This window comes from Alcanivorax sp. HI0007 (assembly GCF_001635525.1).
Lineage (GTDB): Bacteria > Pseudomonadota > Gammaproteobacteria > Pseudomonadales > Alcanivoracaceae > Alcanivorax.
This window is the reverse complement of the sequence record NZ_LWEJ01000074.1, coordinates 34,404-59,508: the sequence shown is the minus strand read 5'-3', so window position 1 is coordinate 59,508 and position 25,105 is coordinate 34,404. Positions and strand designations below refer to the sequence as shown.

The 25,105-nt window shown below is 58.5% G+C and carries 22 protein-coding genes; 15 read left to right on the top strand and 7 right to left on the bottom strand.

The annotated features are described in order from the left end of the window. Nucleotides 1-284: 284 nt before the first annotated feature. Together ppsA and A3714_RS03750 are read left to right on the top strand one after the other, a co-directional pair. On the top strand, nucleotides 285-2,657 hold the full coding sequence (ppsA, locus tag A3714_RS03755) for a phosphoenolpyruvate synthase (protein ID WP_063509915.1): 2,373 nt from the start codon (nucleotides 285-287) through the stop codon (nucleotides 2,655-2,657). Between the two features lie 220 nt (nucleotides 2,658-2,877). Next, the gene (locus A3714_RS03750; RefSeq protein WP_063509914.1) at nucleotides 2,878-3,180 is read left to right on the top strand and encodes a Rieske 2Fe-2S domain-containing protein; all 303 of its coding nucleotides are present in this window, start codon (nucleotides 2,878-2,880) and stop codon (nucleotides 3,178-3,180) included. 92 nt (nucleotides 3,181-3,272) lie between these two features. Here the strand turns inward: A3714_RS03750 and A3714_RS03745 are convergent, their stop codons facing one another. Continuing rightward, nucleotides 3,273-3,920 carry a lytic transglycosylase domain-containing protein gene (locus A3714_RS03745; protein WP_063509913.1) on the bottom strand — a complete coding sequence of 216 codons (648 nt, stop codon included), beginning with the start codon at nucleotides 3,918-3,920 and terminating at the stop codon, nucleotides 3,273-3,275. A 360-nt stretch (nucleotides 3,921-4,280) separates the two neighbouring features. Between A3714_RS03745 and gorA the strand changes: the two genes are divergently transcribed. Continuing rightward, nucleotides 4,281-5,645 carry a glutathione-disulfide reductase gene (gorA, locus tag A3714_RS03740; RefSeq protein ID WP_156493069.1) on the top strand — a complete coding sequence of 455 codons (1,365 nt, stop codon included), beginning with the start codon at nucleotides 4,281-4,283 and terminating at the stop codon, nucleotides 5,643-5,645. 63 nt (nucleotides 5,646-5,708) lie between these two features. On the opposite strand, the gene A3714_RS03735 is transcribed toward gorA, so the two are convergent. Next, nucleotides 5,709-7,052, bottom strand: coding sequence for a cytochrome P450 (locus A3714_RS03735; RefSeq protein ID WP_063509911.1), 1,344 nt, complete (start codon nucleotides 7,050-7,052; stop codon nucleotides 5,709-5,711). A 590-nt stretch (nucleotides 7,053-7,642) separates the two neighbouring features. Here A3714_RS03735 and A3714_RS03730 point away from each other — a divergent pair. The 5 genes from A3714_RS03730 to A3714_RS03710 all read left to right on the top strand — a co-directional run bounded on the left by A3714_RS03730 (nucleotide 7,643) and on the right by A3714_RS03710 (nucleotide 11,183). After that, complete coding sequence (locus tag A3714_RS03730) at nucleotides 7,643-8,425, top strand: ParA family protein (RefSeq protein ID WP_062816053.1); 783 nt, start codon at nucleotides 7,643-7,645, stop codon at nucleotides 8,423-8,425. Beyond that, nucleotides 8,415-8,825: a YkvA family protein gene (locus tag A3714_RS03725; protein WP_062816052.1), complete on the top strand. Its 411-nt coding sequence runs from the start codon at nucleotides 8,415-8,417 to the stop codon at nucleotides 8,823-8,825. Before A3714_RS03730 ends, A3714_RS03725 begins: the two co-directional genes overlap by 11 nt. After that, nucleotides 8,803-9,405 carry a DUF805 domain-containing protein gene (locus A3714_RS03720; protein WP_231866190.1) on the top strand — a complete coding sequence of 201 codons (603 nt, stop codon included), beginning with the start codon at nucleotides 8,803-8,805 and terminating at the stop codon, nucleotides 9,403-9,405. The genes A3714_RS03725 and A3714_RS03720 overlap by 23 nt, the downstream gene beginning before the upstream one ends. A gap of 142 nt (nucleotides 9,406-9,547) precedes the next feature. Then, nucleotides 9,548-10,342 carry a hypothetical protein gene (locus A3714_RS03715; RefSeq protein WP_063509910.1) on the top strand — a complete coding sequence of 265 codons (795 nt, stop codon included), beginning with the start codon at nucleotides 9,548-9,550 and terminating at the stop codon, nucleotides 10,340-10,342. Between the two features lie 55 nt (nucleotides 10,343-10,397). Beyond that, a complete protein-coding gene (locus A3714_RS03710; protein WP_063509909.1) occupies nucleotides 10,398-11,183 on the top strand; it encodes a hypothetical protein in 786 nt (261 codons plus the stop codon). A gap of 87 nt (nucleotides 11,184-11,270) precedes the next feature. Here the strand turns inward: A3714_RS03710 and A3714_RS03705 are convergent, their stop codons facing one another. Beyond that, complete coding sequence (locus A3714_RS03705) at nucleotides 11,271-12,395, bottom strand: alpha/beta fold hydrolase (protein ID WP_063509908.1); 1,125 nt, start codon at nucleotides 12,393-12,395, stop codon at nucleotides 11,271-11,273. 137 nt (nucleotides 12,396-12,532) lie between these two features. Here A3714_RS03705 and A3714_RS03700 point away from each other — a divergent pair, with 137 nt between their 5' ends. The 3 genes from A3714_RS03700 (at nucleotide 12,533) to A3714_RS03690 (ending at nucleotide 14,876) form a co-directional block, all read left to right on the top strand. Continuing rightward, entirely contained in the window at nucleotides 12,533-13,003 is a 471-nt protein-coding gene (locus tag A3714_RS03700; protein WP_231866188.1) for a PaaI family thioesterase, read from the top strand. After that, a complete protein-coding gene (locus A3714_RS03695; RefSeq protein ID WP_035244352.1) occupies nucleotides 13,000-13,449 on the top strand; it encodes a PaaI family thioesterase in 450 nt (149 codons plus the stop codon). Before A3714_RS03700 ends, A3714_RS03695 begins: the two co-directional genes overlap by 4 nt. A 314-nt stretch (nucleotides 13,450-13,763) precedes the next feature. Further along, nucleotides 13,764-14,876, top strand: a complete 1,113-nt coding sequence (locus A3714_RS03690; protein ID WP_063509906.1) for a ferritin-like domain-containing protein — start codon at nucleotides 13,764-13,766, stop codon at nucleotides 14,874-14,876. Nucleotides 14,877-14,978: 102 nt separating this feature from the next. On the opposite strand, the gene A3714_RS03685 is transcribed toward A3714_RS03690, so the two are convergent. Further along, the gene (locus A3714_RS03685) at nucleotides 14,979-15,752 is read right to left on the bottom strand and encodes a patatin-like phospholipase family protein (RefSeq protein WP_063509905.1); all 774 of its coding nucleotides are present in this window, start codon (nucleotides 15,750-15,752) and stop codon (nucleotides 14,979-14,981) included. Between A3714_RS03685 and A3714_RS03680 the strand changes: the two genes are divergently transcribed. Continuing rightward, a complete protein-coding gene (locus A3714_RS03680) occupies nucleotides 15,743-16,996 on the top strand; it encodes an MFS transporter (protein WP_062816046.1) in 1,254 nt (417 codons plus the stop codon). The two genes, A3714_RS03685 and A3714_RS03680, sit on opposite strands and share 10 nt — an antisense overlap. Nucleotides 16,997-17,170: 174 nt before the next feature. Here A3714_RS03680 and A3714_RS03675 read toward each other — a convergent pair whose 3' ends face one another. The 3 genes from A3714_RS03675 to A3714_RS03665 all read right to left on the bottom strand — a co-directional run bounded on the left by A3714_RS03675 (nucleotide 17,171) and on the right by A3714_RS03665 (nucleotide 19,957). Continuing rightward, nucleotides 17,171-18,064 (bottom strand): AlkA N-terminal domain-containing protein, encoded by an 894-nt coding sequence (locus tag A3714_RS03675; RefSeq protein ID WP_063509904.1) that lies wholly within the window; start codon nucleotides 18,062-18,064, stop codon nucleotides 17,171-17,173. Next, nucleotides 18,061-19,137, bottom strand: coding sequence for a bifunctional DNA-binding transcriptional regulator/O6-methylguanine-DNA methyltransferase Ada (gene ada, locus A3714_RS03670; protein WP_231867822.1), 1,077 nt, complete (start codon nucleotides 19,135-19,137; stop codon nucleotides 18,061-18,063). The genes A3714_RS03675 and ada overlap by 4 nt, the downstream gene beginning before the upstream one ends. A gap of 151 nt (nucleotides 19,138-19,288) precedes the next feature. Then, nucleotides 19,289-19,957 (bottom strand): OmpA family protein, encoded by a 669-nt coding sequence (locus tag A3714_RS03665; protein WP_062816043.1) that lies wholly within the window; start codon nucleotides 19,955-19,957, stop codon nucleotides 19,289-19,291. Nucleotides 19,958-20,301: 344 nt separating this feature from the next. On the opposite strand from A3714_RS03665, the gene A3714_RS03660 reads away from it, so the two are divergent. The 3 genes from A3714_RS03660 to A3714_RS03650 are packed head-to-tail and all read left to right on the top strand — an operon-like array spanning nucleotide 20,302 to nucleotide 24,977. Beyond that, entirely contained in the window at nucleotides 20,302-21,909 is a 1,608-nt protein-coding gene (locus tag A3714_RS03660; RefSeq protein WP_063509610.1) for an FAD-binding oxidoreductase, read from the top strand. Between the two features lie 12 nt (nucleotides 21,910-21,921). Then, on the top strand, nucleotides 21,922-23,421 hold the full coding sequence (locus A3714_RS03655) for a glycerol-3-phosphate dehydrogenase/oxidase (protein ID WP_063509609.1): 1,500 nt from the start codon (nucleotides 21,922-21,924) through the stop codon (nucleotides 23,419-23,421). After that, nucleotides 23,418-24,977, top strand: coding sequence for an FGGY-family carbohydrate kinase (locus A3714_RS03650; protein ID WP_063509608.1), 1,560 nt, complete (start codon nucleotides 23,418-23,420; stop codon nucleotides 24,975-24,977). Before A3714_RS03655 ends, A3714_RS03650 begins: the two co-directional genes overlap by 4 nt. Nucleotides 24,978-25,105 lie beyond the last annotated feature (128 nt).

The following is a 25,105-nucleotide window of genomic DNA, read 5'->3' as shown; positions in this document are numbered from 1 at the left end:
TTGGCCGGCAAATTCGGGAAATCCCGCCTGGGGCGTTGTCCCTGCCTTCACATCCTTCTAAACTGCGCCGCACAGGCTGGCCCAATGGTTAAATACCCTTTCATTTTCAATGGGATAGACAGGCCAGGCAAGTCGCAGCTCGCTGCAGATGCAGGGATTGACCAAAGTCGTACCCAAATTACGACGAGGGGCGGGCAAACTGTGTGGGTTTTGAGTAGAATGTCGGCTCGATTAGCGCCGGCTCAGGCCAGTAATCAACGGTAATACGTAAAAAGGAGACGACCTTGGCGGAATATGTAGTCTGGTTTCAGGACCTGGGGAAAAATGACGTTGAACGCGTAGGCGGCAAAAATGCATCCCTCGGTGAGATGATCAGCAATCTGTCGGCAGCGGGTGTCTCCGTTCCGGGCGGTTTTGCCACCACCGCTGAAGCCTTTCGCGAGTTCCTCGAGCACAACAATCTGACACAGAAGATCAATGACGCCTTGAGCGCTCTGGATGTGGATGATGTGGTCGCCTTGGCCAAGACCGGTGAGCAGATCCGCCAGTGGGTGGTGGATGCACCTTTCCAGCCCGCTCTGGATAGCGCTATCCGCGACGCCTATGCACAGATTGGTGAAGGCAATGCTGATCTGCCGGTAGCGGTTCGTTCTTCCGCTACCGCAGAGGACTTGCCGGATGCGTCCTTCGCCGGCCAGCAGGAAACCTTCCTGAATATTCGCGGCATCGACAGTGTGATGATTGCCGTCAAGGAAGTGTTTGCCTCCCTGTTCAATGATCGCGCGATCAGCTATCGCGTTCACCAGGGTTTTGACCACAAACTGGTGGCCCTGTCTGCGGGCGTGCAGCGCATGGTCCGCTCAGAAACCGGTGCCGCCGGGGTTATGTTCTCCATGGACACCGAATCCGGTTTCCGTGATGTGGTCTTTATCACTGCCTCCTACGGTCTGGGTGAAATGGTGGTGCAGGGCGCGGTTAACCCTGACGAATTCTACGTTCACAAAAAGACTCTCCTGAACAAGAAGCCTGCCATTCTTCGCCGTAACCTGGGCAGCAAGATGCAGAAGATGGTTTACGGTGCTGAAGCCTCTGCGGGCAAGTCCGTCAAGATTGTGGAAGTCGATACGGCAGAGCGCATGACGTTCTGTCTGAACGACGAGCAAATCGAGAACCTGTCCCGTCAGGCCATCGAGATCGAAAAGCACTACGGCATGCCCATGGATATTGAATGGGCGCTGGATGGTGACGACGGCAAGCTGTACATCGTGCAGGCCCGCCCGGAAACCGTGAAGAGCCGCTCCGATGTGAATGTGATGGAGCGCTACCTGCTCAAACAGACCGGCAAGGTATTGGTGGAAGGCCGCTCCATTGGCCAGCGTATTGGTGCCGGTAAAGTGCGCATCATTACCAATATCAAGGAAATGGACAAGGTCCAGCCTGGCGACGTGTTGGTCACGGACATGACAGACCCGGATTGGGAACCGGTCATGAAGCGTGCAGCAGCGATTGTTACCAACCGTGGTGGGCGCACCTGCCACGCGGCGATCATTGCCCGCGAACTGGGTGTTCCCGCCATTGTTGGCTGTGGCGACGCCACCGAAGTCCTCAGCGACGGTCAGGAAGTTACGGCCTCCTGTGCGGAAGGCGATACCGGCAAGATTTACGAGGGGCAGCTGGAATTCGATATTCAGCGCAACTCCATTGAATCCATGCCCAAACTGCCATTCAAGATCATGATGAATGTGGGCAACCCGGACCGTGCCTTTGACTTTGCCGGTTTGCCGAACCAGGGCGTCGGTCTGGCCCGTCTGGAATTCATTATCAACCGCATGATCGGTGTGCACCCGAAAGCGCTGCTGAACTACGATACCTTACCCAAAGATGTGAAGCAGAACGTGGACAAGCGCACCTCCGGTTACGGTGATCCGGTGGATTTCTACGTGGAAAAGCTGGTCGAGGGGATTTCCACCCTGGCCGCGGCTTTCCATCCGGAGAAGGTGATTGTTCGTCTGTCCGACTTCAAGTCCAACGAGTACGCCAACCTGATCGGCGGCAAGCTCTACGAGCCGGAAGAAGAGAACCCCATGTTGGGCTTCCGGGGTGCCAGCCGTTACATCAGCGAAAACTTCCGGGATTGCTTCGAGCTTGAGTGCCGCGCCCTGAAGAAAGTGCGTGACGTCATGGGCTTCACCAATGTGGAAATCATGGTGCCCTTCGTCCGGACTGTTGGCGAAGCCGAGCAAGCGGTTGACCTGCTGGCCAAGAACGGACTGAAGCGTGGTGAAAACGGTCTGCGCGTGATCATGATGTGCGAGCTGCCCACCAACGCGCTGCTGGCCGATGAGTTCCTGCAGCACTTCGATGGCTTCTCAATCGGTTCCAACGATCTGACCCAGTTGACGCTGGGCCTGGACCGGGATTCCGGTATCGTCAGCCATCTGTTTGACGAGCGCGATCCGGCGGTCAAGAAGTTGCTGAAGATGGCTATCGATGCCTGTAACGCCCAGGGCAAGTACATCGGCATCTGTGGCCAGGGGCCATCTGATCATCCTGATCTTGCCAAGTGGCTGATGGAGCAGGGCATCTCTTCCGTGTCCCTGAACCCGGATTCCGTCCTGGATACCTGGTTCTACCTGGCGGAGAAGCATGGCAACTGATTAGCCTGCTTGATCCATCTGGTGCCCCACGGCAAAGTAAAAAGCCCGCTATTGCGGGCTTTTTACGTTAGTGGCAATGTTGGCGACAAGACGCTTTGCAGCCGCTCATGCCTCTTGAAAGTGACAGCCTGATTGGAGCCTGATTGGGCGATGGGTTGAGGTGGCGTTGAGGCCGCCAGTCAAGGTCGCCGGGTGTATCGAATCGGAGAGAAGGGAAGCCATGTTTCATCGCCTGATCAGGACGCTGGATTTATATGATGGCTTGAGATTGCCCGTAAAAGTCGGTCGGCTTGAGCTTTTGCTGGTCCATGAAGAGGGCGAAACCCGGTTAATGCAGCGTCGCTGTCCCCATGCAGACTTTGCTCTGGATCGCTGCACAATCAGTCATGGGGAGCTTCGCTGCCCAGGGCATGGATTGACCTTTTCCCTGCGGAGTGGCCGCTGTCTCAATGGCAACTACCAGCTGCAGCAATACCGGATTGACTACGACGGCCCCTGGCTGGGTGTGGATTTGTCTCCCTAACCACCGGCTTCAACACAGAAAATCGGGCTGACTGAACAGGACGACTCTCTCTTCTTTTGGCGGCGCGGCACGTGCCAGAACGGCCAGACGTCTTATTGAGGGATGGGGGAGGCGTAGACCACTTTCTCGTCATCCAGGCCTGCGACAAAGTGGCTGCTGTAACGATGGCGCAGTTGTTTGACCTTACGCACATAGGCCTGGGTCTCCTTGAAGGGAGGGATGCCACCGTAGCGGCGCACATTCCCTTCGCCGGCGTTATAGGCCGCCAGGATATGATCCAGGGTAGAGAACTTGCCTTTCAAGTAGGCCAGAAAGCGGGTGCCGCCAAGAATGTTTTCACGGGCATCAAACGGGTTGCTGACTTTCAGATAGGCCGCCGTTTCGGGCATTAGCTGCATCAGACCCTGAGCTCCCACACGGGAGATGGCCTTCGGGTTAAACAGGGATTCCGCATGGATTACGGCTTTCACCAGCGCCGGGTCGACCCGGTGCTGGCTGGCTGCGAAAGTGATCAGGGTATCGTAACGGTCACGCTCTGCATCGCTTAGCGCACGGGGCTGGTAATTCCATCCCTTGCGGATGGACAGCAGAGTATGGCCACTGCCAACCCGGTCCTGTGGCTGGTCCGTGAACAGAATGGTGCCATCGGCGGCGCGATACTTGTAGATATCGCTTGCCGCAGCACTTGAAAAACTGATCATGCCGCTCAATAGCAGAGCCAGCAGCCCGGTCAGTCGCATTGTGTCCCGTTCCCCATTGGATGCGTGCTGTTTCAGACGCGTTATTGTTTTCGTGAAATGCCTTACCAGGCTATATCCAGACTATATAGCAACAGATTAGCATTTCTGATGGACGTTACCCCCATGGTACCGCTGCGCCCGTTGATGTTGACCCCAGTTCGATAAAGGGTCATTTTCACGTGCTGAGCGTCGCGGCTGATCCAAGCCAATCATACTATCGCTGCGGTCATAGCCCAAGTGACCTGGCACACATTCCGGTTTGTCCCTGCTATTGCCGTTTGCTATGGGTGGTATCAGCGGGGACGTCTTGTGAATCTTCTCGCACTGCGCACAATGGGGTCTAACTTGAAGGAGTCAGCAGTGACAAAAGAATTCGACCTGGTGGTAATCGGGGCCGGTTCCGGCGGTGTTCGAGCGGCCCGTATGGCGGCAAGCCACGGTGCGCGGGTAGCCATCATTGAAGAGCGGTTTTTTGGCGGCACCTGCGTGAATGTGGGTTGTGTCCCCAAGAAGCTGTTTTCCTACGGGGCGCATTTTCCTCAGGAATTTACCCTGGCAGAGGATTTCGGTTTTACGCTCAAGGGCTGGTCCTTTGATTGGGCAACCCTGCGAGATAACAAAAGCCGGGAAATCCAGCGCCTGAATGGTATTTACCAGCGAATTCTTGACCAGGCCGGGGTTACCGTTTTTGAGGGACATGGCAAGGTGCTGGGCCAGGGGCGCGTTGCGGTGGATGACCAAGAGCTGAAAGCGGCGAACATCCTCGTCGCTACCGGCGGCAAGCCTTATGTGCCGGAGTTCCCGGGCTCAGAATTGGCCCGAATCTCTGACGACCTTTTCTACCTGGAGGCGCTGCCTGACACGGTGGCAGTGGTAGGAGGAGGCTACATCGCCACCGAATTCGCTGGCATCCTGCACGGGCTGGGCTGCCAGGTAACCCAGATTTACCGCGGTGACCTTTTCCTGCGCGGATTTGACGGCGATATCCGGCAGTTTGTGGCAGAGCAAATGCGCGGGCAGGGCGTGGACCTGAAGTTCAATGCCGACGTGAGCCGTCTTGAAGTCGTGGGCAGCGGCAAACAGGTCACCTATCATGATGGCAGCCAGCAAACCTTCGATGAAGTGTTTTACGCCACCGGCCGTGTGCCGAAGCTGGATGGCCTGTTCGCAGACGGTGCTGTTCCGGCATTGACGGATAAAGGGGCGATCCAGGTCGATGCCGGGTTTGCCACTTCCATTCCCGGGCTTTATGCCTTGGGGGATGTGATTGACCGTGTTCAGCTGACACCTGTGGCACTATCTGAAGGGATGTGGCTGGCTGCAAAATTGTTCGGAGAGAACAAGCCGTCATCGCACATGGATTACCGCCATATCGCTACCGCCGTGTTCAGCCACCCCAACATTGGCACCGTCGGCCTCACCGAGGAAGATGCGTTGCGGCAGACTCCTGCCGTCCGGGTTTACAAAAGTGGTTTCCGCCCCATGCGCTATACCTTGGGTGACAAACAGGAGCGCAGCTTTATCAAGCTGATCGTGGACGATGAAAGCGACAAGGTGCTCGGGTTGCATATGGCCGGGGAGGACGCGGCGGAAATCACTCAGGGATTTGCCGTGGCCATCAAGATGGGGGCCACCAAGGCTGATTTTGACGCCACGGTGGGCATTCACCCCACGGCGGCGGAAGAGCTGGTCACCATGCGTCAGGGAGAAAGAGTTACCGCCTGACGATCAACCTATCGTTTCCCGAGACGTAGGCGCGTCCCTGGCGGCGCGCCTACGGTCCGGGTGTCAAATTCTCTCCAGTGTTACAGGTAACCCATCCCCGGGAACCGGCAGGCTGGTGGTATCCACCGGCATTTCGTAGTCCTGTGGCACAGTCCAGCGGTAATTGAGCAGCACCTGGTGAAGAATGGCCTTCACCTGCATCTCCGCAAAGTGCAGCCCGATACATTTGTGGGCGCCGCCGCCAAACGGTACCCAGGCATAGGGATGCACCTTGTCTTCCCGGCGAGCGTCGCTGAATCGCTCCGGATCAAACTTTTCCGGTTCCGGCCAGTACTCCTCCATGTAGTGCGTGAAGTAGGGCACCACGTTAATGAAGCTGCCGCGGGGGATAAAGAACCCTTCGTACTCCACATCCTTGACTGTCTTGCGAGGCAGGGAGGGCACCGGAGCGCAGAGCCTAAGCGCCTCTTTCATGGCCATGCCGATGCCCTCAAGCCGGGGCAGATCCTCGTAGTCCAGACAGGTTTTGCCGAGGGCCTGGCTTTCTTCGCGCAGACGTTCCTGCCATTGCGGATTCTTGGCCAGATAGTAGAAGAGGGTGGAAAGCGTGATGGTGGAGGTGTCGTGTGCCGCCATCATCAGAAAGATCATGTGGTTGACCACGTCGTCATCGCTGAACTGCTCACCCTCTTCGGTTTCGGCGTGACACAGAACACTGAACAGATCGGAATCCCGGCTTTGGCGTTTTGCGGCAATTTCCTTGCGGAAAAAAGCTTCCAGAACCTTTCGGCCCTTCAGTCCTTTTGACCAGCGCAAACCGGGCACACTGGTGCGCACGATCGCCGTGCCGGCGCGAACGGTATCCACAAAGGCGCGATTGATGTCGTCAGCCTCCGGGCCCAGCTCATAGCCCATGAACACATCCGTGGCCAGGTCCAGAGTGAGTTGTTTTACCGCATTGAGCACGTGGAAATCGGGGATCGATTTCCAGGGGGCAATCCCGGTGGTGATGTGCGGGCCCATTCTGTCCAGGTAGCCTTTCAGCACCTCGCGGTTGAAGGCCTGTTGCATGATCTTCCGGTGCCAGCGATGCTCCTCGAAATCCAGCAGCATGATGCCGCGGTGAAAAAAACGGCCGATAAAGTAATCCCAGCCCTGATGATTGGAGAACAGATCGCCGCGGTTGAGCATAACGAATTGATTGGCATCAGGACCGAGCAATTGCACCATTTTCAGCCCGAAAACGCTGGTCCAGGACACGGGGCCGTATTGGTCATACCGCTTGCGCATCAAGCCGATGGGGTCGCGCATGAAGGAGAGGGTGTGGCCAATTAGCGGCAGCCCCTTGTCACCGGGTACGGCCCGAAGCGGGCTTTGGGTGGGCACGGGGCAAAACGGTTGCGACATGAATCTCTCCTCATAAACAGTCCGTTTACTATTAGCCTGATAGCGCCTGAACCTCAACACAACTAAACAGATTTCGTACTGGCATTTCCTGGGGAACGGCGAGTCTGAACCGGCAATCGGATGCTTGCAGAGGGTGAGCTTCCACAGCGCAGGTCCGCGGTTTTCTCCTTTTGAAGCACCACGCTGACAATAGCTGTATGGCTTTCTCTGGATCGCATTGATTGCGAATGCACGAGTTTGGCCAGGGGCATGTGTTGTTTTTTTGATCGGCAGGACCCGGGCAGCCCAAGGGGCGTGGCTGTGGGCAGTCACTAAAGGGTTATGCACCCGGTTATCCACAGAAACTGTGGATAGAAAAAGAGGGCCCATGGACACTGGGAGAGCCAGTACGGCCTGTGTATGATTCGGCAACAAACAAAATTCCTGCAGATGCCTGCCTGGTTCGCGTTGAACCGTCTTTCCGGTCAAAGGGGCCTGTCGCCTGATTCGAATCGAATCGGGGCCAGAGCGCCAATGCCCGAACGCGCAAGCCCCGGCGGAACGGGTTCTGCAGTTGATCTGCCAGTCTGCTGTATTAAGGAGAACAAGGAATGCGTCGTGTGGTCTTTAACCAGAAAGGGGGCGTGGGGAAATCCAGCATCACGGTAAACCTGGCTGCCATCAGTGCTGCCGAAGGCAATCGCACCCTGGTGGTGGATCTGGATCCGCAGTGTAATGCCAGCCAATACCTGTTGGGGATGCCTGCCTACAGCAATGGTGAGGGCCCCAAACCCAATATCGGTACTTTCTTTGCCCAGACGCTATCGTTTCGGTTGAAAGAGAAGGACGCTCGCGAGTACGTGCATGCCACTCCTTTCGAGAACCTGTTTGTTTTGCCTTCGGATGGTGAGCTGGGCGAAATCGAGCATATGCTCGAATCCAAGCACAAGATCTATAAGCTCCGGGGCCTTCTGAAAAGCCTGGCAAAGGATTTTGACGCGATCTTTGTGGATACTCCGCCGGCCTATAACTTTTATACCCTCTCCGCCTTGATTGCGGCGGACCGGGTGCTGATTCCTTTCGATTGTGATGCCTTCTCCCGCAAAGCACTGTACACACTGCTGGAAAATATTCAGGAAGCCCGGGAGGACCATAACGACGAGCTTCAGGTGGAAGGGATTGTGGTCAATCAGTTCCAGCCCCGCGCCCGATTGCCTCAGGAGCTGGTAGCATCCTTGGAAGAAGAGGGCCTGCCCATGTTGAGTAGCAAGCTCTCTGCCAGCGTGGTCATGCGGGAATCCCATGAACAGGCCACACCGCTGGTGAATTTGCAGCCCAAGCACAAGCTGACCGAGGAATACCGCGCACTGTTCCACGAGCTCAATGGCCGCTAATCCATTTCGTCGCCAGGCCACCCGCCGCGCCGAACGTATATTGCGTTCGGCCACCGCCAGTCGCTGGTTGGCCAGGGCGGTGTTCAGCCGCTCTGATCAGTTGCAGCAACGGCTGGGCGAGGCGGCAGGGCAGCTCAAACTCCTGGCCGCGATGCTGCTTGATTGGGCCACAGGGCGCTATCGGCAGGTACCCTGGGCAACCCTGCTGACCATCACCGGGGCGTTGGTGTACTTTTTGATGCCTCTGGACGCCATTCCTGACCCGATTATCGGCCTAGGTCTGCTGGATGATATGGGGGTGCTTGCCAAATCCTGGCAATTTGCCCGCCAAGACATTGAAAGCTACCGAGAGTGGCGTGATAGAAAGGGGGATATCCGTGCCGACGAGAAGCAGGACTGACGACAGCGACGCCATCTTCAAGCCGGGTTTTAATGGCCGCGGCAACCTGGTTTACGAACCCTTGTCAGTGCTGAGCCTCAGCCAACGGCTGGGACGGCTGCGCTATGCCTGTTACCAATTTGCCGCATGGTTCACGGGGTTTTTGCTGATTGCCCTTGCCATGCTGCTTTCCGTGGAGCTTGTCCCTGGCCTCGTCGGTATTGGTGTCACGCTGATAGTCGGGCTGCTGTTATTGCTCTACACGGTGGGGCTGATGGTGCGCCGGCTTCATGATATGGATATGAGCGGCTGGTGGGCGCTGCTGTCCCTGGTCCCTGTGCTGAATCTGCCCTTTCATCTATTCCTATACCTGGGTAATGGCAGCAGCTCCATGAACCGCTACGGCACGCCGAACCCGCTACCGAGCGGTATTGTTATGCTGTTCGGCGGACTGTTCTGGTTTATTAATGTGTTTTCGATTATAGCTACCATCGCCTTCATGGTAATTGCGTGGCTGGCTCCGGAATGGTTGCTGCCCTACCTGTCACAAATACCGGATAGTTGGTCGGCTTCGGGTCGCAATTGGATGGAGGTATTTTGATATCAATGTCAGGTTCCTCTCTCTTACGAATTTTGTGATAGTGTTTACTATAATTTCGTCATTGCTTGCCTGGGGCAGGCTTGATCAGAGCAAAAACAAACAACACACAACAACAATTAGCGATCTGGAAAAGGGAGTAGTTATGGGCAAGCGTCTGCTGGGGAGCCTTTTGGCCATCGCCTTGCTGCCAGTGCAGGGGATGGCAGCCATCACCAATGCCGATCTTGAAGAGTTCGAATTATCACTGTGGAAAGTGCGCACAAACTTTTTTATGCTGACAGTGATGACAGGCAGTGATACCTACGCCTCGGAACTGAACAAGACGATCTCACAGGCCAGTCAGGCGCTTTCCAATTTGAAAGCCAGTGCGGAAGGCAGTGAAGAGCGTCAGTTTGTCATGGACCTGGAAAAGGACTGGGCTCTCTACATGGACGCTGCCAAAGGCAACACTATGGCAGAGCAAGGTTACACCAATGCCTACGTCATCAAGGACGTGAATGAGCTTCCCGCCATCATGGCGGAAAAAATGGATACCTTTGGGAATGCCTCAGGTGGACAGTACGATGAGATTCGTGAGCTCTCCGCCTATCTGCAGCGGATGACATCGGAATACCTGAATGTGGCTGCGGATCCGGCCGGCGGTATGGCTGCGGGTTCCGATGAGGGGCGGCTGGATTTCAAAAATGCCGTACCGGAATTCGAGAAGATGCTTAAAGCGGCCCAGACCCAGTATGCCGGCGATGAAGCCATGACCCGGGCACTGGACCAGGTAGCGGTAAAATGGAAATTCATTCGTCAGTCCATGGTGAAGTTCTATGAAAATGCGGTGCCGTTTCTTATCTACCGCTATACCCGGCAGATGGTAGATACCATGGAGCAGGCGATCAGCCTGGCTTCAACGGATATGGCCAAGCCCACCTTTGGGCCCGTTGAATAGTCACAACGGCCATTATTCAGATACATTGTGCCCCCGCTAACGGCGGGGGTTTTTCATGGGGTTGAAAGAGGATATCGGGGTGAAAAAACAAGGACTGTGTGTGTTTGCGGGTGCACTGATGTTGGCTGTTTCCGGTGCACAAGCGGCACTGTCTGCAACGGAGCTTGCGATGCTGGAAGCGGATGCCTGGCGTGCCAGGATGGGATTTCATCTGCTCTCGATTCGTGGCGACAACCCGGAAGATCGTGCGGCCCTGCGCCAATTGCTGGAAGCCGGCGAGGGCCGTGTGGCTGAATTGAAATCCCAGGCTGAGGGTGACGAGGTGTCTCAGGCTAACGCCTTTGGCCAGGCCTGGAACGATCTTTCCCGCCGGGCCATGGATAACCCGCTGGCGTCTCTCGGCTATGCCGATTACGGTGCCATGAGCGAGATGAATACCACGACGCTGGCAGTGGCCGAATTGGCAGAACAGGCGCAAAGTGCCCCTGACGCCCAGTATCTGGATATTGCGGATTTGTCGGTATCCATGCAGCGGCTGGCCAGTGAGTATCTGGCATTGGCTGCCTTCCCGTCAGCGGGTTTGCCCACCGGTACCGGGTTGGCGCCGCTGGATTTTGCCCTTGAAGCAAAAAGTATCGATGACACGCTGAGCCGCCTCAAGAGCCGCTATGCCAGCGATCCGCAAGCGAATGAGGTTCTGGCTTTTGTCGAGCAGCGCTGGGTTTTCGTCCGGGGCACCATTCCGCGAATGAACGAGCAGGATACCAACAAGGTGCCGTACCTGTTTTACCGATATGCCACCCAGATAGCAGAGCGGGTGGATGAGTTGGTCGCGCCCTGAAACCTCGCGCCGCCGCTTGGCAAGGGACTATTGAGACAGGCACTCCCTTTTACAGCGTTCCCGTCTCGCTGCTGAACAGATCCCGCATCAATCAGAACGGGTGGCCAGCCAGTCCGCACTGATCCGCCAGGCGTGGCTCGGCGCCTTGGAACCGGAGAACACCCCGGCGTGACCGCCGGGGACTTCCTCGAATCGCTTCTCCTGGCTACCGACTAGCCGCAAGACTTCCCGGGCCGCGCGCAGGCTGACGATATTGTCAGTGGTTCCGGCAAAAGCCAGCAGATCCTGGTGAATGGCGGAGAAGTCCACACTGCGCCCTCCGACACGGATTTTTCCCTTGGCCAGGCTGTTCGCCAGAATCATCTTCTCGATCACTTCCCGCACCACCGCGCCCGGGTAATCCACCATATCGTTGAACCATTGGCCCATGGTCATGTACTCGGTGACGTATTCCCGGTCGGCGATATTCTTTACCAGATCCAGGTAAGCCTGAACCACCCCCGGCGGGTTGGTCATCTTGAATCCGAATCTGAGCAGCCCCGCCGGGATATGGAACAGCTTGTCGTCCAGGGGGGAAAGGCGCACCTTGAACCAGTCGTGGGCTTGCATGGCCGGAATGGAGGCCAGGCCCAGAGCCTTGCCGAAGGGGCCGCTCTTGTGGAAATTCACCGGGCTGGCAATCGTGATCAGGCTGCGCACCGGGGCATCCGGGTGTCCGCCCAGATACATGAGGCAGAGCAGGCCTCCCATGCAGTAGCCCAGCAGATTGACCTGTTCCTGACCGGAGTGGGCTTTCACTGTGTCCACTGCCGCCGGCAACCAGCGGTTCACATAGGTATCCAGATCCAGGCTGCGCTCCGCCTGGGAGGGTTTGCCCCAGTCCACCAGATAGACGTCATAGCCCCGGGCCATCAGATAGCGGACCATGGAGCGGTTCGGCATCAGATCGTAGGTCCAGCACTGGATGCCCAATGCCGGCACCAGAATCAACGGGGTGCGGTATTTGTTGCGTTCTACCGGCATCATTTCGTCGTTGACCGGGATTTCGCTCATGGGCGGCAGGCTATAATGGCGAACGGCCATGATGCCGTCCCGGTAGATTTCATCCCAGGGGCATTTGTCGATCTGGATAAACCGTTGCGGATGCCGCCGACGCTCGACGATATGCCCAACGGCACGCAGACTGGTTTTCAAACGGGATGACGTCGCCATGGGCGGCCTCCGACAATCAGGGGGGATGAAATGCTAGCGGCAGGGCAACGTATTACCATGGTGAAAAAGTAACACTTTGCAGATTAATGTCGACTCGTTAATCTATCGCGCCCGACGCACAGGAGGCATTGGCCGTCGTGACAAACTCATCATTACCTTACACCCGCCTGGATGTCTGTAACCGTTTTCTGGAGTCGGTGAGACACTCGGTGGTACTGGGACTGGAAGTCCTCAGCGCAGAAGAACACGCTGTCAGGGTAAGGGTTCCCTGGCGAGAGGATCTGGTGGGTAACCCGGAAACCGGCGTCATGCATGGTGGCGCCATCTTCGCCATGATGGACCATGCTGGCGGTATGGCAGTGACCTGTCGCACCTTTCCCACGTTCGAAATCACCCCCACCATCGACTTTCGCGTCGACCACCTTCGTGGACCGGCCAAGGGTGCTGCGGTGGTTTGCGAAGCCACCTGTTACCGGCTCACCAACCATGTGGCCTTTGTCCGCATCACCACCTGGGAGGAGGGCGCCGAGGACGAGCCCATCGCAACCGGTCTGGCAACCTACACCCGGTTGAAAATTGAAACTGCTGGCAAGGTGGTGGGGCAATGAAAGCACTGAAAACCCTGATTGAAGAATGCCGAGCCGGCGAGGCGGACTACCAGAGCCTGATCGACCGGGTACCCTATGCCCGCTTTCTGGGTATCCAGGTGGTGGCACAAGGGGACGAGCTGACCTTTGTGTTGCCCAAGCATGACAATGTGGTGGGTAATCCGACTCTGCCAGCCTTGCATGGCGGGGCCGTGGCAGGCTTCATGGAGCAGGCAGCGATTATCTTTATCCTGTTGCAAATGGGGGAGCCACGGGTCCCCAAGACCATCGATTTCACCATCGATTACCTGCGAGCCGGGCTTTTCCGTGACACCTATGCGGAATGCAGCGTCACCCGACTGGGCCGACGGATAGCCAATGTGCATATCAGCGCCTGGCAAAAAAACCGCCAGGAACCGATCACCATTGCCCGGGCGCATTTCCTGCTGTCCGATGATGCGGGCTGATCCCGACGGATTGAGGCCCGCTTCTTTGTCCAAGAGACCGCGCCCTGAGGTCGGGCGCGGTGCTTGGCACCGTAATTAACACGACTCGCCTGTCCGTTATCCATGTTCTGGTAGCGGATGCATCCTCCCGCTGCTTGCCTCCGTTAGTCTTCCCTGGTCCGTACCGCGATTGTGATTTTGCGCCAGCCCGCAACCCGATTGTCATAACGCGACATTGTCCCGGCAAACACTTCCGCCTAGCGTTTAAGTGAACCTGTTCGGAGCGCACCGTTGCGTTCCGGGGTGTGCGCTACAACGCTAAAAAGGGTGTATCCATGAAAATAACCAATGTCACCTCGCCACCAACTTCCGTGAGCATCTACGACAACTGGGACGGCCCCGGCTCCGACGATATCGAAGACAAGCTGACACCGGGCCACGTGCAGGATGTGGTGGAAATCTTCCAGACCCCGCTTACCGGTCACTATAACTGGGACTATTCCAGTGCCGATGGCCGTATCCGCAAGTTGTATCGCCTTGGCAAGGAGCTGAACTGGAATGCAGACATGGATCTGGACTGGACCCAGACCTTCCCCAGGAGCGAGGTTCCTCTCGATCAGGCCTTTAATCCGTTCAACGGCTGGCCCACGTTTGAGGCACTGAGCGATGACGAGAAACTGCGTTTTGGCTGGCACAACCTGGCCTGGATGCTGGCTCAGTTCATGCACGGGGAGCAGGGCGCACTGCTGGTGGCATCGCAATTAGCCAGTTGCGCGCCGTCCTACGATGCCAAGCTCTATGCGGCGAGTCAGACTTTTGACGAGGCCCGGCACGTTGAAGTGTTCACCCGGTACCTGCAGGAAAAGATCGGCATCCTGTATCCGGTGAACCCCAACCTGAAAGCACTGCTCGACAAGATCCTTTCCGATCCGCGCTGGGACCTGAAATTCATCGGCATGCAGATCATCATTGAGGGCCTGGCTCTGGCGGCCTTCAACACCCTCAAGCTGACCGCCCATGACCCGCTTCTCAAGCAGATTATCCACCTGGTGATTCGCGATGAAGCACGCCACGTTACCTTTGGCGTCAATTACTTGGAAGATTTTGTTGAGACTCTTTCTGAAGCGGAAAGGGAGGAGCGCGCCCACTTCGCGTTTGAAGCCTGCGTGGTCATGCGCGAACGGCTGATCAGCACCGAGGTCTTTGAGCACTTTGGCTGGGATGTGGAAGAGGCCCGTGAGCAGGTGCTGTCTTCCACCATCATGGCCCAGTTCCGCAATCTGCTCTTCACCCGCATCATGCCCAACCTGAAACGTATCGGCCTGCTCACCGAGTCAGTGCGCCCCCGTTTCGAAGAGCTGGGCATCCTGCAGTTCGAGAATCTGGTGGATGACGGCGAAGTGGATTGGGCAGAGCTGTCGAAACCTCTCTACGACGAAGTTTCCTGAGGGCTGTTTCTGTAGGCTCTTACAAAGCCCATGGACAGCGTAGGGTGCACTGAGCCTAAGCGAACTGCACCGATCTGGGGGCTCGGTGCATCCTACGTTTCATTACACGCTCTCCACGTTGACCATTCCCTGCCGGACCGGTTTGGCCAGCGCCTGAGAGGTCGCTTTATAAGCCTGCTGTAACGCCACGGGCCCCTGTTCCAGCTTCCCCGGACCGCTGCGGGCCAGGCCGTCAATGGCCAGGGTGATCAGGTTGGGGCGCAAAGGGGCCTGCAAGGCAGGGCTATTGGCCCGACGCCACGGGGATCGGGATTGCAGATGGTGATAGAGTACGCGCTCGCCGGGCCAGGTGCTGGCCAGGCCATGTCGGTCAGCAATGCCGCCATCCCAATAGTAGTCACCGTCAATGCGTGCCGGTTGAAACAGGAACGGCACGGCGCAAGACGCATAAACGGCCTCGATGGGATCTCCCGCATTCAGCACCCGCGTGCGGCGGGTACCCGCATGCCAGGCAGACAGGGCCACCGGGGTGGGGCTGTCTGCCAGATCGGTCAGCGTCAGCATCTCCCGCAGCAAACTGCGGAAACGTTTGCCGGCAAGCAGTCCCAGCCCGGGGGCAGGGTCCCAGAAATGCTCCCGGCACAGACCTGTCAGGGTAAGTTCCATTTTTTCCGGGCATGCCTGACCGGCCATGCAGGCTGACACCAGGGCTCCGGCACTGGAACCGCAGTAACGCGCTGGCGCCAAATCATGTTCTTTCAGGGCTTTGACGACACCAAAATGGGCAAAAAAACCAAAAAAACCGGACGACATGGCCAGGGTGAAGGGGCGATCTGCCAGCCATTCAGCCAGGCTCGGGGCGGGATATGTCTTCATTGAATGCTTCCTCTGCGGCGACAAACCCTAACCCGGGGACCCTCAGCCACACAATCCTGCTGACGGCCGTGGCCGTGACGGCCCTGGGCCAGACCCTGGTATTCACGCTGCTGCCCTCTCTGGGGCGGGCCACGGGCCTGGCGGAAATGCAGGTGGGGCTGATTATCAGTTGTTCCTCACTGGTTTTTGCGCTGGCCAGCCCGGTGTGGGGCACCCTCAGCGAATCCCTGGGGCGAAAGCGGGTGCTGGTGATCGGGCTCAGTGGCTATTCCCTGGGCACACTGATGTTTGCGCTGGTGTTTGATATCGGCCTGCACGGTGGCCTGGCGGGCGGCCTATTGGTGGCCGGGCTGGTGTTAAGCCGCATGCTGCAGGCAGCAATCATGGCCGCTACACCGGCGGCTGCCGCTGCCTACACTGCGGATATAACTACCCCGGAGCAGCGCACCCAGGGCATGGGCCGTATCGGTGCGGCCAACAACCTGGGCACGGTTATCGGCCCCGTGTCCGGTGGCCTGCTGGCAGCGGTGGGGCTGGTTTTCCCGCTCTATGGCGTGGCTGCCCTGACGGCGTTGATGGCACTGGCCACCGCATTGTGGCTGCCTGCCTCGCCCCATCAGCCCACCGCGAGAACCGTATCACTGGCCAGGGTGCTGCGTAGCGGATTGGGTGCCTATGCGGACCCGCGATTGCGGGATCTTCTGCTCACCGGGGTGATGCTGTTTATGAGCTTTGCGCTGATTCAGCAAACCCTGGGCTTTCTGTTTCAGGATCAGTTTGGATTATCGCCGGCCGCTGCGGCGCGTGCTCTGGGATTAACCATGATGGCGGCGGCGGTGACCTCGTTGGTCGGTCAGATTGTGGTCGTGCAATGGTTGCGTGCCCCGGCGACCTTGCTGGTGATTCTGGCGGTGCCCGCAATCGGTCTTGGTGCGTTGATATTGTGGCTGGCTGATCAGCAATGGGTAATGAGTGTGGCGGTTTTGCTGGTTGGCCTGGGGCTGGGCTTTGGTATGCCGGCGATCATGTCTCTGGCCAGCCTGCGCGTCAGCAGCGAAGAGCAGGGCAGGGTCGCCGGCCTGGCAAGTGCCTGTCCGGCCCTGGGTTTTATTCTTGGGCCCCTGGTCGGCACCGGGTTGTATACCCTGGATCATCGCTGGCCCTATCTGCTGGTCTTGTCCCTGATGGTGCCGCTGACCTGGCTGGCCTGGCGGCTGGTGCGTTCCGCGGCTGACAATGCGTAGGGAGTCAGTGGCGAGGTCAGAGTTTCGAGTTGCGAAAACCGGTCAAGAATACTTCAGCCTCGTAGGGTGCACTGAGCCTAAGGCGAACTGCACCATCCCCGGTGCCGAATCGGTGCAGTTTGCCTAGGCTCAGTGCACCCTTCGGAAATACCGGATGTCATAGGCCAGATCGAGTCAGGCGTTTAGCGACAGAGATTTCCATAGATGGGCCGCCAGCAGGCTGCGCCAGGGGCGGAAGTCTGCCAGCCAGGTTTCGGCTTCCCGGGCGGTCGGCGGAGTGACATCACCCTGTAATTGTTGGATTGCCCGGCGCACGGCCACATCCCCGTGGAGGCTGCCGTCCATCCATGCGTAGCCCCGCAGCAAGGCATAGTGAACACTCCATGGACCCAGCCCTCGTATCTCCAGCAAGGTCCTGCGCAGGGTTTCCAGCTCGGCTGCCGCGATGGGCCGCTCAGGCAGAAGCGCCTCGTCGAGACAGCGTCGGGCGACAGTCAGCAAGCAATCTGCTTTGCTGTGGGACAGGCCACAGTCACGCAGGGTACCCGCGTAGACCTGGGCGATATCCCTGGCATCGGGATAACAGTAAAGCCCGGCACTGTGCCTGCGGCCGGTTGTCTGTATCAGACGCCGACGGATGGAAACGGCAGCCGCCACACTGATCTGCTGGCCGATGATCGCCCAGCTGAGTGCCTCAAACGGCGAGGCGGATTGTGGTATCCGCAATCCGGCCTGGGAGCGGACCAGGGCGCCGACGAGGGGATGCTTGTCCGCCTGGGTCTCGAACTCCCGTGTGGGTTGATCGAGACCGAGCAGATGTCGCACCAGGTCATCCTGGCAAGGCGACGTCTGTGGCATTTTCCCGTCAGAGTGAAAGGTCACATGGGCCCGGGCCGGTTCATGGAATTCCACTGTCAGTAAGACAGGCGCCTGTTGCCAAATGAATGCTTTGCGCAATGTGCTCGCATCCACGGTTTCAGCTACTGCCTCCACATCCCGCCGGTGAAAATCCAGAAAGGCCTGGTGATCGAAATCCTCAGGGAGCAATACACTCCGCCGGTCAGTCATTTGTCACACTCACTGGCCCTGATAACCCGTTCGCGCTTGAGCAAGACACGCTTGCGTTCGACTCCCCAGCGATAACCGGACAGATGACCATCCCGTCGCACAATACGGTGGCAGGGAATAGCTACGGCAAGCGTGTTGGCGGCGCAGGCCGACGCCACTGCCCGGGCCGCACTCGGCTGGCCGATTTTCTCCGCCAGCTCCTGATAGGACAGGGTGGTGCCCGGTGGTATTTGTCGAAGCGCCTGCCAGACCCGTTGCTGGAATGCAGTGCCACGAATATCCAGCGGCAGCGACAGGCCTTGCCGCGGATCTTCGATCAGCGAAATCACTTGGGCCACTTTGTCATCAAATGCCCCATCCGGAGGGAGAAGCTCGGCACCGGAAAAGCGTTGCTGAAATTCTTCCAATAGTGCTTCAGGCTCATCGCCGAGGCTGATGGTACAGAGGCCCTGGGAGGTTTCTGCCACCAGCAGGCTGCCCAGACTGCATTCCGCGATGGCAAAGCGGATAGCGGTACCCTTGCCCGCGGAGCGGTACTGGCCCGGGCGCATGCCAAGCATGTCCTTGCCCTGGGTATAAAGCTGACTGCTGGACTCCATGCCGGCGTCCTCCATGGCACCAATGATGGAAGTGTGGCGCTGTAAATTTCCGCACAGGCGTCGTCGGCGCACCGCCAACGCATACTCCCGGGGAGTCAGACCGGTGACGGCCTTGAACTGGCGTTGCAAATGGTAGCGTGACCAGCCGCATTGTGCGGCCAGTTCTTCCAGGGTAGGTAGAGTGTGGCTGTGTTCAATGTGCCGACACAGGGCGGTTACGGTGGCGGTTACCGGCGAGCCTGCCACAGAAAGGGGGGTGCAGCGACGACAGGGGCGAAATCCCGCCTGCAAGGCTGCGGTGCCATCAGGAAAAATCCGCACATTTTCCACATTGGGACGTCTTGCCGGGCAACTGGGCCGGCAAAAAATGCCGGTAGTGATCACCCCATAGACAAAACGCCCATCCGCGTTGCGGTCCCGTTCCAGGATGGCCTGCCACTGTGTGTCTGTCACCGGCTGAGAGGCTGTCACCACGATCTGTTCCTTCATTGTTTCCGTCACGAGTCTGAACGGATCATGGCGCGAAGGAAATCGTGATGCACTCTGGATGTTGCGGGGGAATTGAAAAAAGCGGCGGGAATGGGAGGTGGGTGAGGGCACCCACCTCCACACGAACCTGACTACCTTACTCGGTGTAGGGCAGCAGGGTCAGTTCAACGCGGCGGTTCTGTTCACGACCGCTGGCGGTGCTGTTGCTGGCAATAGGCTGGGTTTCGCCGAAACCGACGGTGTCCAGACGCACTTGCTCAACGCCGAAACCGCTGAGGATATTGGCCACGGACTGGGCGCGCTGCTGGGAAAGCATCAGGTTGTACTTGTCACCGCCGGTGCTGTCGGTGTGACCGGCCACCTGGATCATGGTGGACTTGTATTCCTTGAGGACCTCAGACACCGCATCCAGTACCGGACGGAAAGAAGGCTTCACCGTGGTGCTGTCGGTATCAAAGGTCAGGTTACCCGGCATATTCAGGATGATGTTGTCACCATCACGGGTCACAGAGACGCCAGCACCTTCCATTTTTTCGCGCAGTTTGGCTTCCTGGACATCCATGTAGTAGCCCACACCGCCGCCGGCAACGGCACCAATACCTGCCCCTTTCAGTGCCCGCTCCTTGCGTTCCTTGGCACTGTCGGACGTGGCGATACCGATCAGGGCACCGGTTACAGCGCCAATACCGGCACCCATGCCGGCTTTGGAGGTCTGCTTCTCACCGGTATAGGGGTTGATGGTGCTACAGCCTGCCTGCAGGGAAACAGCACCTGCCAGTGCCAGGCAGCCAATAAAACGTTTCATGGAAACTCCTTGTAAATTATATAAGGTATTGGTTTTAAAATGGTTTGAGAGTGTAGAGACAATAGCCCTGCAAACAGGGTCGGTAAAGCGGCGTCTTCACGAGTTTACGAATTTGTACGAAAAAAACCGGTTGCCGTTCGGGATATGCGCATACCGGATCCATGATTCCGGTAACGGCGATGGCAATACTTTGCGTGTCCGAAATAGTCCATCAGGTGTCCCCCTGCGCCAGTGAAAACCTCACTCTGCAGGTCTACCATGGGGCATGAGTCAGGTCCGATCTGCCCCTGTCCATCCTCTCTCATTCGGGGCTGACGGATTCCCAACATCAAGGAGTACGCTGCATGCGACGCTGGAACGGCTGGGGCGACAGCGCCAACCATTATCCGCTGAAGGCCTCTGGCCTGACTTTCTTACAATCCCGCCTTGGTTCCGCCACACCCTTGCCTGATGCGGAAATCACCACGGTATCCCAGGCGGTCCCTCCCTCCCGTCTGCCAGCCCACCCGCTGATCCGAACCGATGCGGAAACCCGGATCCGCCACGCCCGCGGGCAAAGCCTGCCGGACTGGCTGGCCATGCGCTCCGGTGATTTCGGCTGTTTCCCTGATGGTGTCGCCATACCGACCAAAAGCGCTGAGGTGAAAGCCTTGCTGGTCTGGGCACAGGAGCATGATGTGCTGGTTATCCCCTATGGGGGTGGCACATCCGTAGCAGGGCACATCAACCCGCCAGCCAGCGACAAGCCGGTCCTGACCCTGTCCCTGGCGGCCATGAATCGGCTGCTGCATCTGGACAAGGAAAGCCAGATTGCCACTTTCGGAGCCGGTACACCGGGACCGGAAGTGGAAGGGCAGTTGCGGGAAAAGGGATATATGCTGGGGCATTTTCCGCAATCCTGGGAGCTTTCTACTGTGGGAGGCTGGGTAGCCAGCCGTTCCAGTGGTCAGCAGTCCATGCGTTACGGTCGCATCGAGCAGATGTTCGCCGGAGGCCGTGTTGAAACCCCCAGGGGCACCCTGGATATCCCCACCATCCCGGCCTCATCCGCCGGGCCGGATTTGCGGGAAATCATCATGGGCTCGGAAGGGCGCATGGGCGTCATTACCGAAGTCAACGTCCGGATTACGCCTTTGCCGGAAATGGAAACCTTTCAGGTGGCCTTTGCGCCGGATTGGGAAACAGCCAAGACCTTGGTACGCAGCCTCACCCAGGCAAAGCTGCCGCTTTCCATGCTGCGCCTGTCCAATGCGGAAGAGACCCGTACCCATCTGATGCTGGCCGGGCATGAAAAAATGGTCTCTGTGTTGCACCGCTACCTGGCATTACGCGGTTGCCGGAATGAAAAATGCATGATCACCTTTGGTGTCACCGGGGAAAGGGCACTGGTGCGCCATACACTGGCCACCGTCAAGAAGCGCATTCGCGCCGCCGGCGGCACGGTGGTTGGTGAGCTGCTCGGCAAAAAGTGGGAAGAGTCCCGTTTCCGCTCTCCCTATCTTCGCCATGGCCTCTGGGAGCATGGTTACGTGGTGGACACGTTCGAGACAGCAGTGGACTGGAAGCAGGTCACCCCGGCCATGGAGGCCATGGAACAGGCGGTGCGCGACAATGTGGGGGAGGGAGAGAAGGTGCATGTCTTTACCCATCTGTCACACCTGTATCCGCAGGGTTCCAGTATCTATACCACGTATGTGTTTCGCTGCTCCGACACGTATCAGGCGACCCTGGAACGTTGGCAGGCCATGAAACAGGCGGCCAGCAATGCCATCGTGGCCCATGGCGGCACGATCAGTCACCAGCACGGGGTAGGGCGCGACCACGCTCCCTGGCTCCATCATGAGAAAGGTGATCAGGGCATGGCAGCACTGGGGTCGCTGGTGAAGCACTTTGATCCCCAGCAACGGTTGAACCCGGGTTGTTTGCTTGAAAACGCAACGTCCCGGACTTGAGAAGGAATATTGATGTTAGGCAAACGCCAATCCCTGGACGCCCTGGCTGACGAAAATTGGGATCTTGTTGTCATCGGTGGCGGAATCACCGGTGCCGGCGTGCTCCTGGAAGCGGCGCGCCGCGGGCTCCGTGTGTTGCTGCTCGAACAGACCGATTTTGCCTGGGGGACGTCCAGCCGCTCCTCGAAAATGGTCCACGGAGGGCTGCGATACATAGCCCAGGGGGACATTCGCCTGACGCGCCATTCCCTGCTGGAACGGGAGCGCCTGATCGACGAATTGCCGGGGCTGGTGGAGCGGGCAACCTATCTCTTCCCGTTGCGCAAAGGGGTGTTCCCGGGCCGCTGGCCCATGAAAGCCATTCTCTGGCTCTATGACTTCCTGGCGGGCATCCGTGACCATCGCTACCTGAGCCGCGAACAATTGCTGGAGCGGGTGCCCGGCTTGAATCGCCAGTCGCTGACCGGCGCAATGAGTTATACGGATGCGCTCACCGATGATTGTCGTTTGGTGGTGCGGGCGATCCTGGAAGCGGCCCGCCATGGCGGGGTGGCGCAGAATTATTGCCGGGTGGAGCAGGCGATGGCCGATGGAGACAAATTTGCCATCACCGTCACAGACCGTACCAGCGGGCAGACCGCCACTCTCTCATCACGCCGGGTGGTCAGTGCGACGGGGGCCTGGGCAGACCGGTTTTCCGGCAGCGACCCGCGTGTTCGGCCGCTCCGGGGCAGCCACCTGTTTGTCGACCCTGAACGCCTACCAGTGAAGGATTGCCTGACGGTGATGCACCCGGATGATGGCCGCCCGGTCTTTGTCTTCCCCTGGGAGGGAGTGACCTGTGTGGGCACGACGGACCTGGATCATCCCCAGGACATGGACATTGAAGCCGCCGCCAGTGGCCAGGAAGTGGACTACTTGCTGCGCCTCATCAACAGCCAGTTCCCCGACGTCAAACTCGACCGCAAGGATATCTACGCCACCATTGCCGGCGTCCGACCGGTGATTGCCTCGGGGAAGGGGCTGGACCCCTCCAAAGAGCGCCGCGACCATGCGGTGTGGGGTGAAAACGGCATCGTCACCGTCAGTGGCGGCAAGCTCACTACCTTTCGACTGATCGCCCTGGATGCCTTGCTTGCCACCGGACTGATTGATAGCGCCACCCACCGACGCGGCCAGAAAAGCCGTGAACCCGGCTTTACGCCCATCAGCGATGCGCCCGCAGCCGTGGATGCGTTCCTCCATGCGGACCAGGGTGACCCGGATTTCATTCAGTGGATTCTGGATCACGAAGATGTGGTGCACCTGGATGACCTGATGCTGCGCCGGACCCGCCTGGGTTTGCTGTTGCCGCAAGCAGGCAAAGCCAGGCTCGATGCCCTGCAAGAACAGATTCAGCAAAGTCTGGGCTGGGATGACGAGCGCTGGCAGGAAGAAAGGGCCCGCTACCTGGATATTCATCAGCGTTATTACGGTGTGCCCGCGTCTCCATTACAGCAGGCTGCAGGATGAGCGCGCCATTACTGCTGGCTCTGGATCAGGGCACACAAAGCGCCCGGGCCATGTTGTTTGACGCCCATGGCGAGCTTGTGGCCCGGTATCAGCAACATATCGAACCCTACGTGGTGGATCAGCCCGGTCACGCGGAGCAGGATGCCAATTATTTTTGGGAGCAGTTGGGCCAGGCTTGTCAGGGGTTGTGGCTGGAGCATGCCGAGCTGCGTTCCCGGGTTGTGGCTGTCTCCCTGACCACCCAACGAGCCTCGGTAGTCTGCCTGGACAAGGCGAAGAAGCCGCTTCGTCCGGCTGTGATCTGGCTGGATCAACGCCGCACGCCGGATTTCCCCCGGCTTCCCTGGTGGTATGCGGCGCCGGTAAATTTGCTGGGCCAGGGCGAAACCCTGCGCCAGTTCCAGGCCAAGGCAGAATGCAACTGGCTGGCCCAGGACGAGCCGGAAATTTGGCAGCGAACCGCGCATTTTCTGCTGCTCTCCGGCTATCTGAACTACCGGCTTACCGGAGAAATTCGCGACTGTACGGCCTCCCAGGTCGGCTACATTCCGTTTGATTACAAGGGACAGCGCTGGGCGCCGCCCCACGATCTGAAATGGAAAGCCCTGCAGGTTACCCGCGAACAGTTACCTGAGCTGATTCCGCCGGGGGAGACCCTGGGCAAGGTGACTGCCGCCGCCAGTCGACACACCGGCATTCCTGCCGGGTTGCCGGTGATCGCCAGCGGCGCTGACAAAGCCTGTGAAGTGCTTGGGTCAGGCGCCTTTACCCCGGACATCGGCAACCTCAGCTACGGCACCACCGCCACCTTCAACACCTGCAACGAACGCTATGTGGAACCGATCCCCTTTGTGCCCGCTTACAGTGCCGCGGTCCCGGGGCGTTTTAATTCGGAGATCATCGTCCAGCGCGGTTACTGGATGGTGAACTGGTTCAAGCGGGAGTTTGCCCAACAGGAAGTGCAGCAGGCGCAAGAGCTGGGCGTCAGCCCGGAAACCCTGTTCGAATCCTTCCTGCATGAGTCGCCACCCGGTGCCATGGGGCTGGTGCTGCAACCTTTCTGGAACCCCGGGGTGCGCATACCCGGCCCCGAGGCCAAAGGGGCCATTATCGGTTTTGGTGACGTGCATACCCGCGCCCATCTCTACCGGGCGATCATCGAAGGCATTGCCTATGCGTTGCGCGAGGGCAAGGAGCGCCTGGAAAAACGTAACCGGGTTGCAGTGCAGTCGTTAAGGGTGTCCGGGGGTGGCTCCCAGAGCGATGCCATCATGCAGATCACGGCCAATATATTCGGCTTGCCCGCCGAACGCCCGCACACCTCGGAAACCTCCGGTCTGGGTGCGGCGATTAACGCGGCCGTGGCCATGGGGCTGCATGCGGATCATGCCAGTGCGGTGGCGGCAATGACACGACCAGGCAAGCGCTTTGAGCCTGACACGGAGACGGCGCGTCAATACGATGCGCTCTTCCGTCAGGTCTACCGCAAAATGTACCCGCGCCTGTCTCCCTTGTATCGTTCCATCCGGCAGATAACCGGCTACCCGGCACGATAGGACGGTTCGTCGGCATGGCGGCGTCCCCTGGCAGCATGACTCGCACTACAGAGAACGGATCCGGCCGTTTCATTCTTCGTCCGTTGTGGCTTGTGCACGTTTTTTTGCCTAGGCTGTGCCGGACTGAA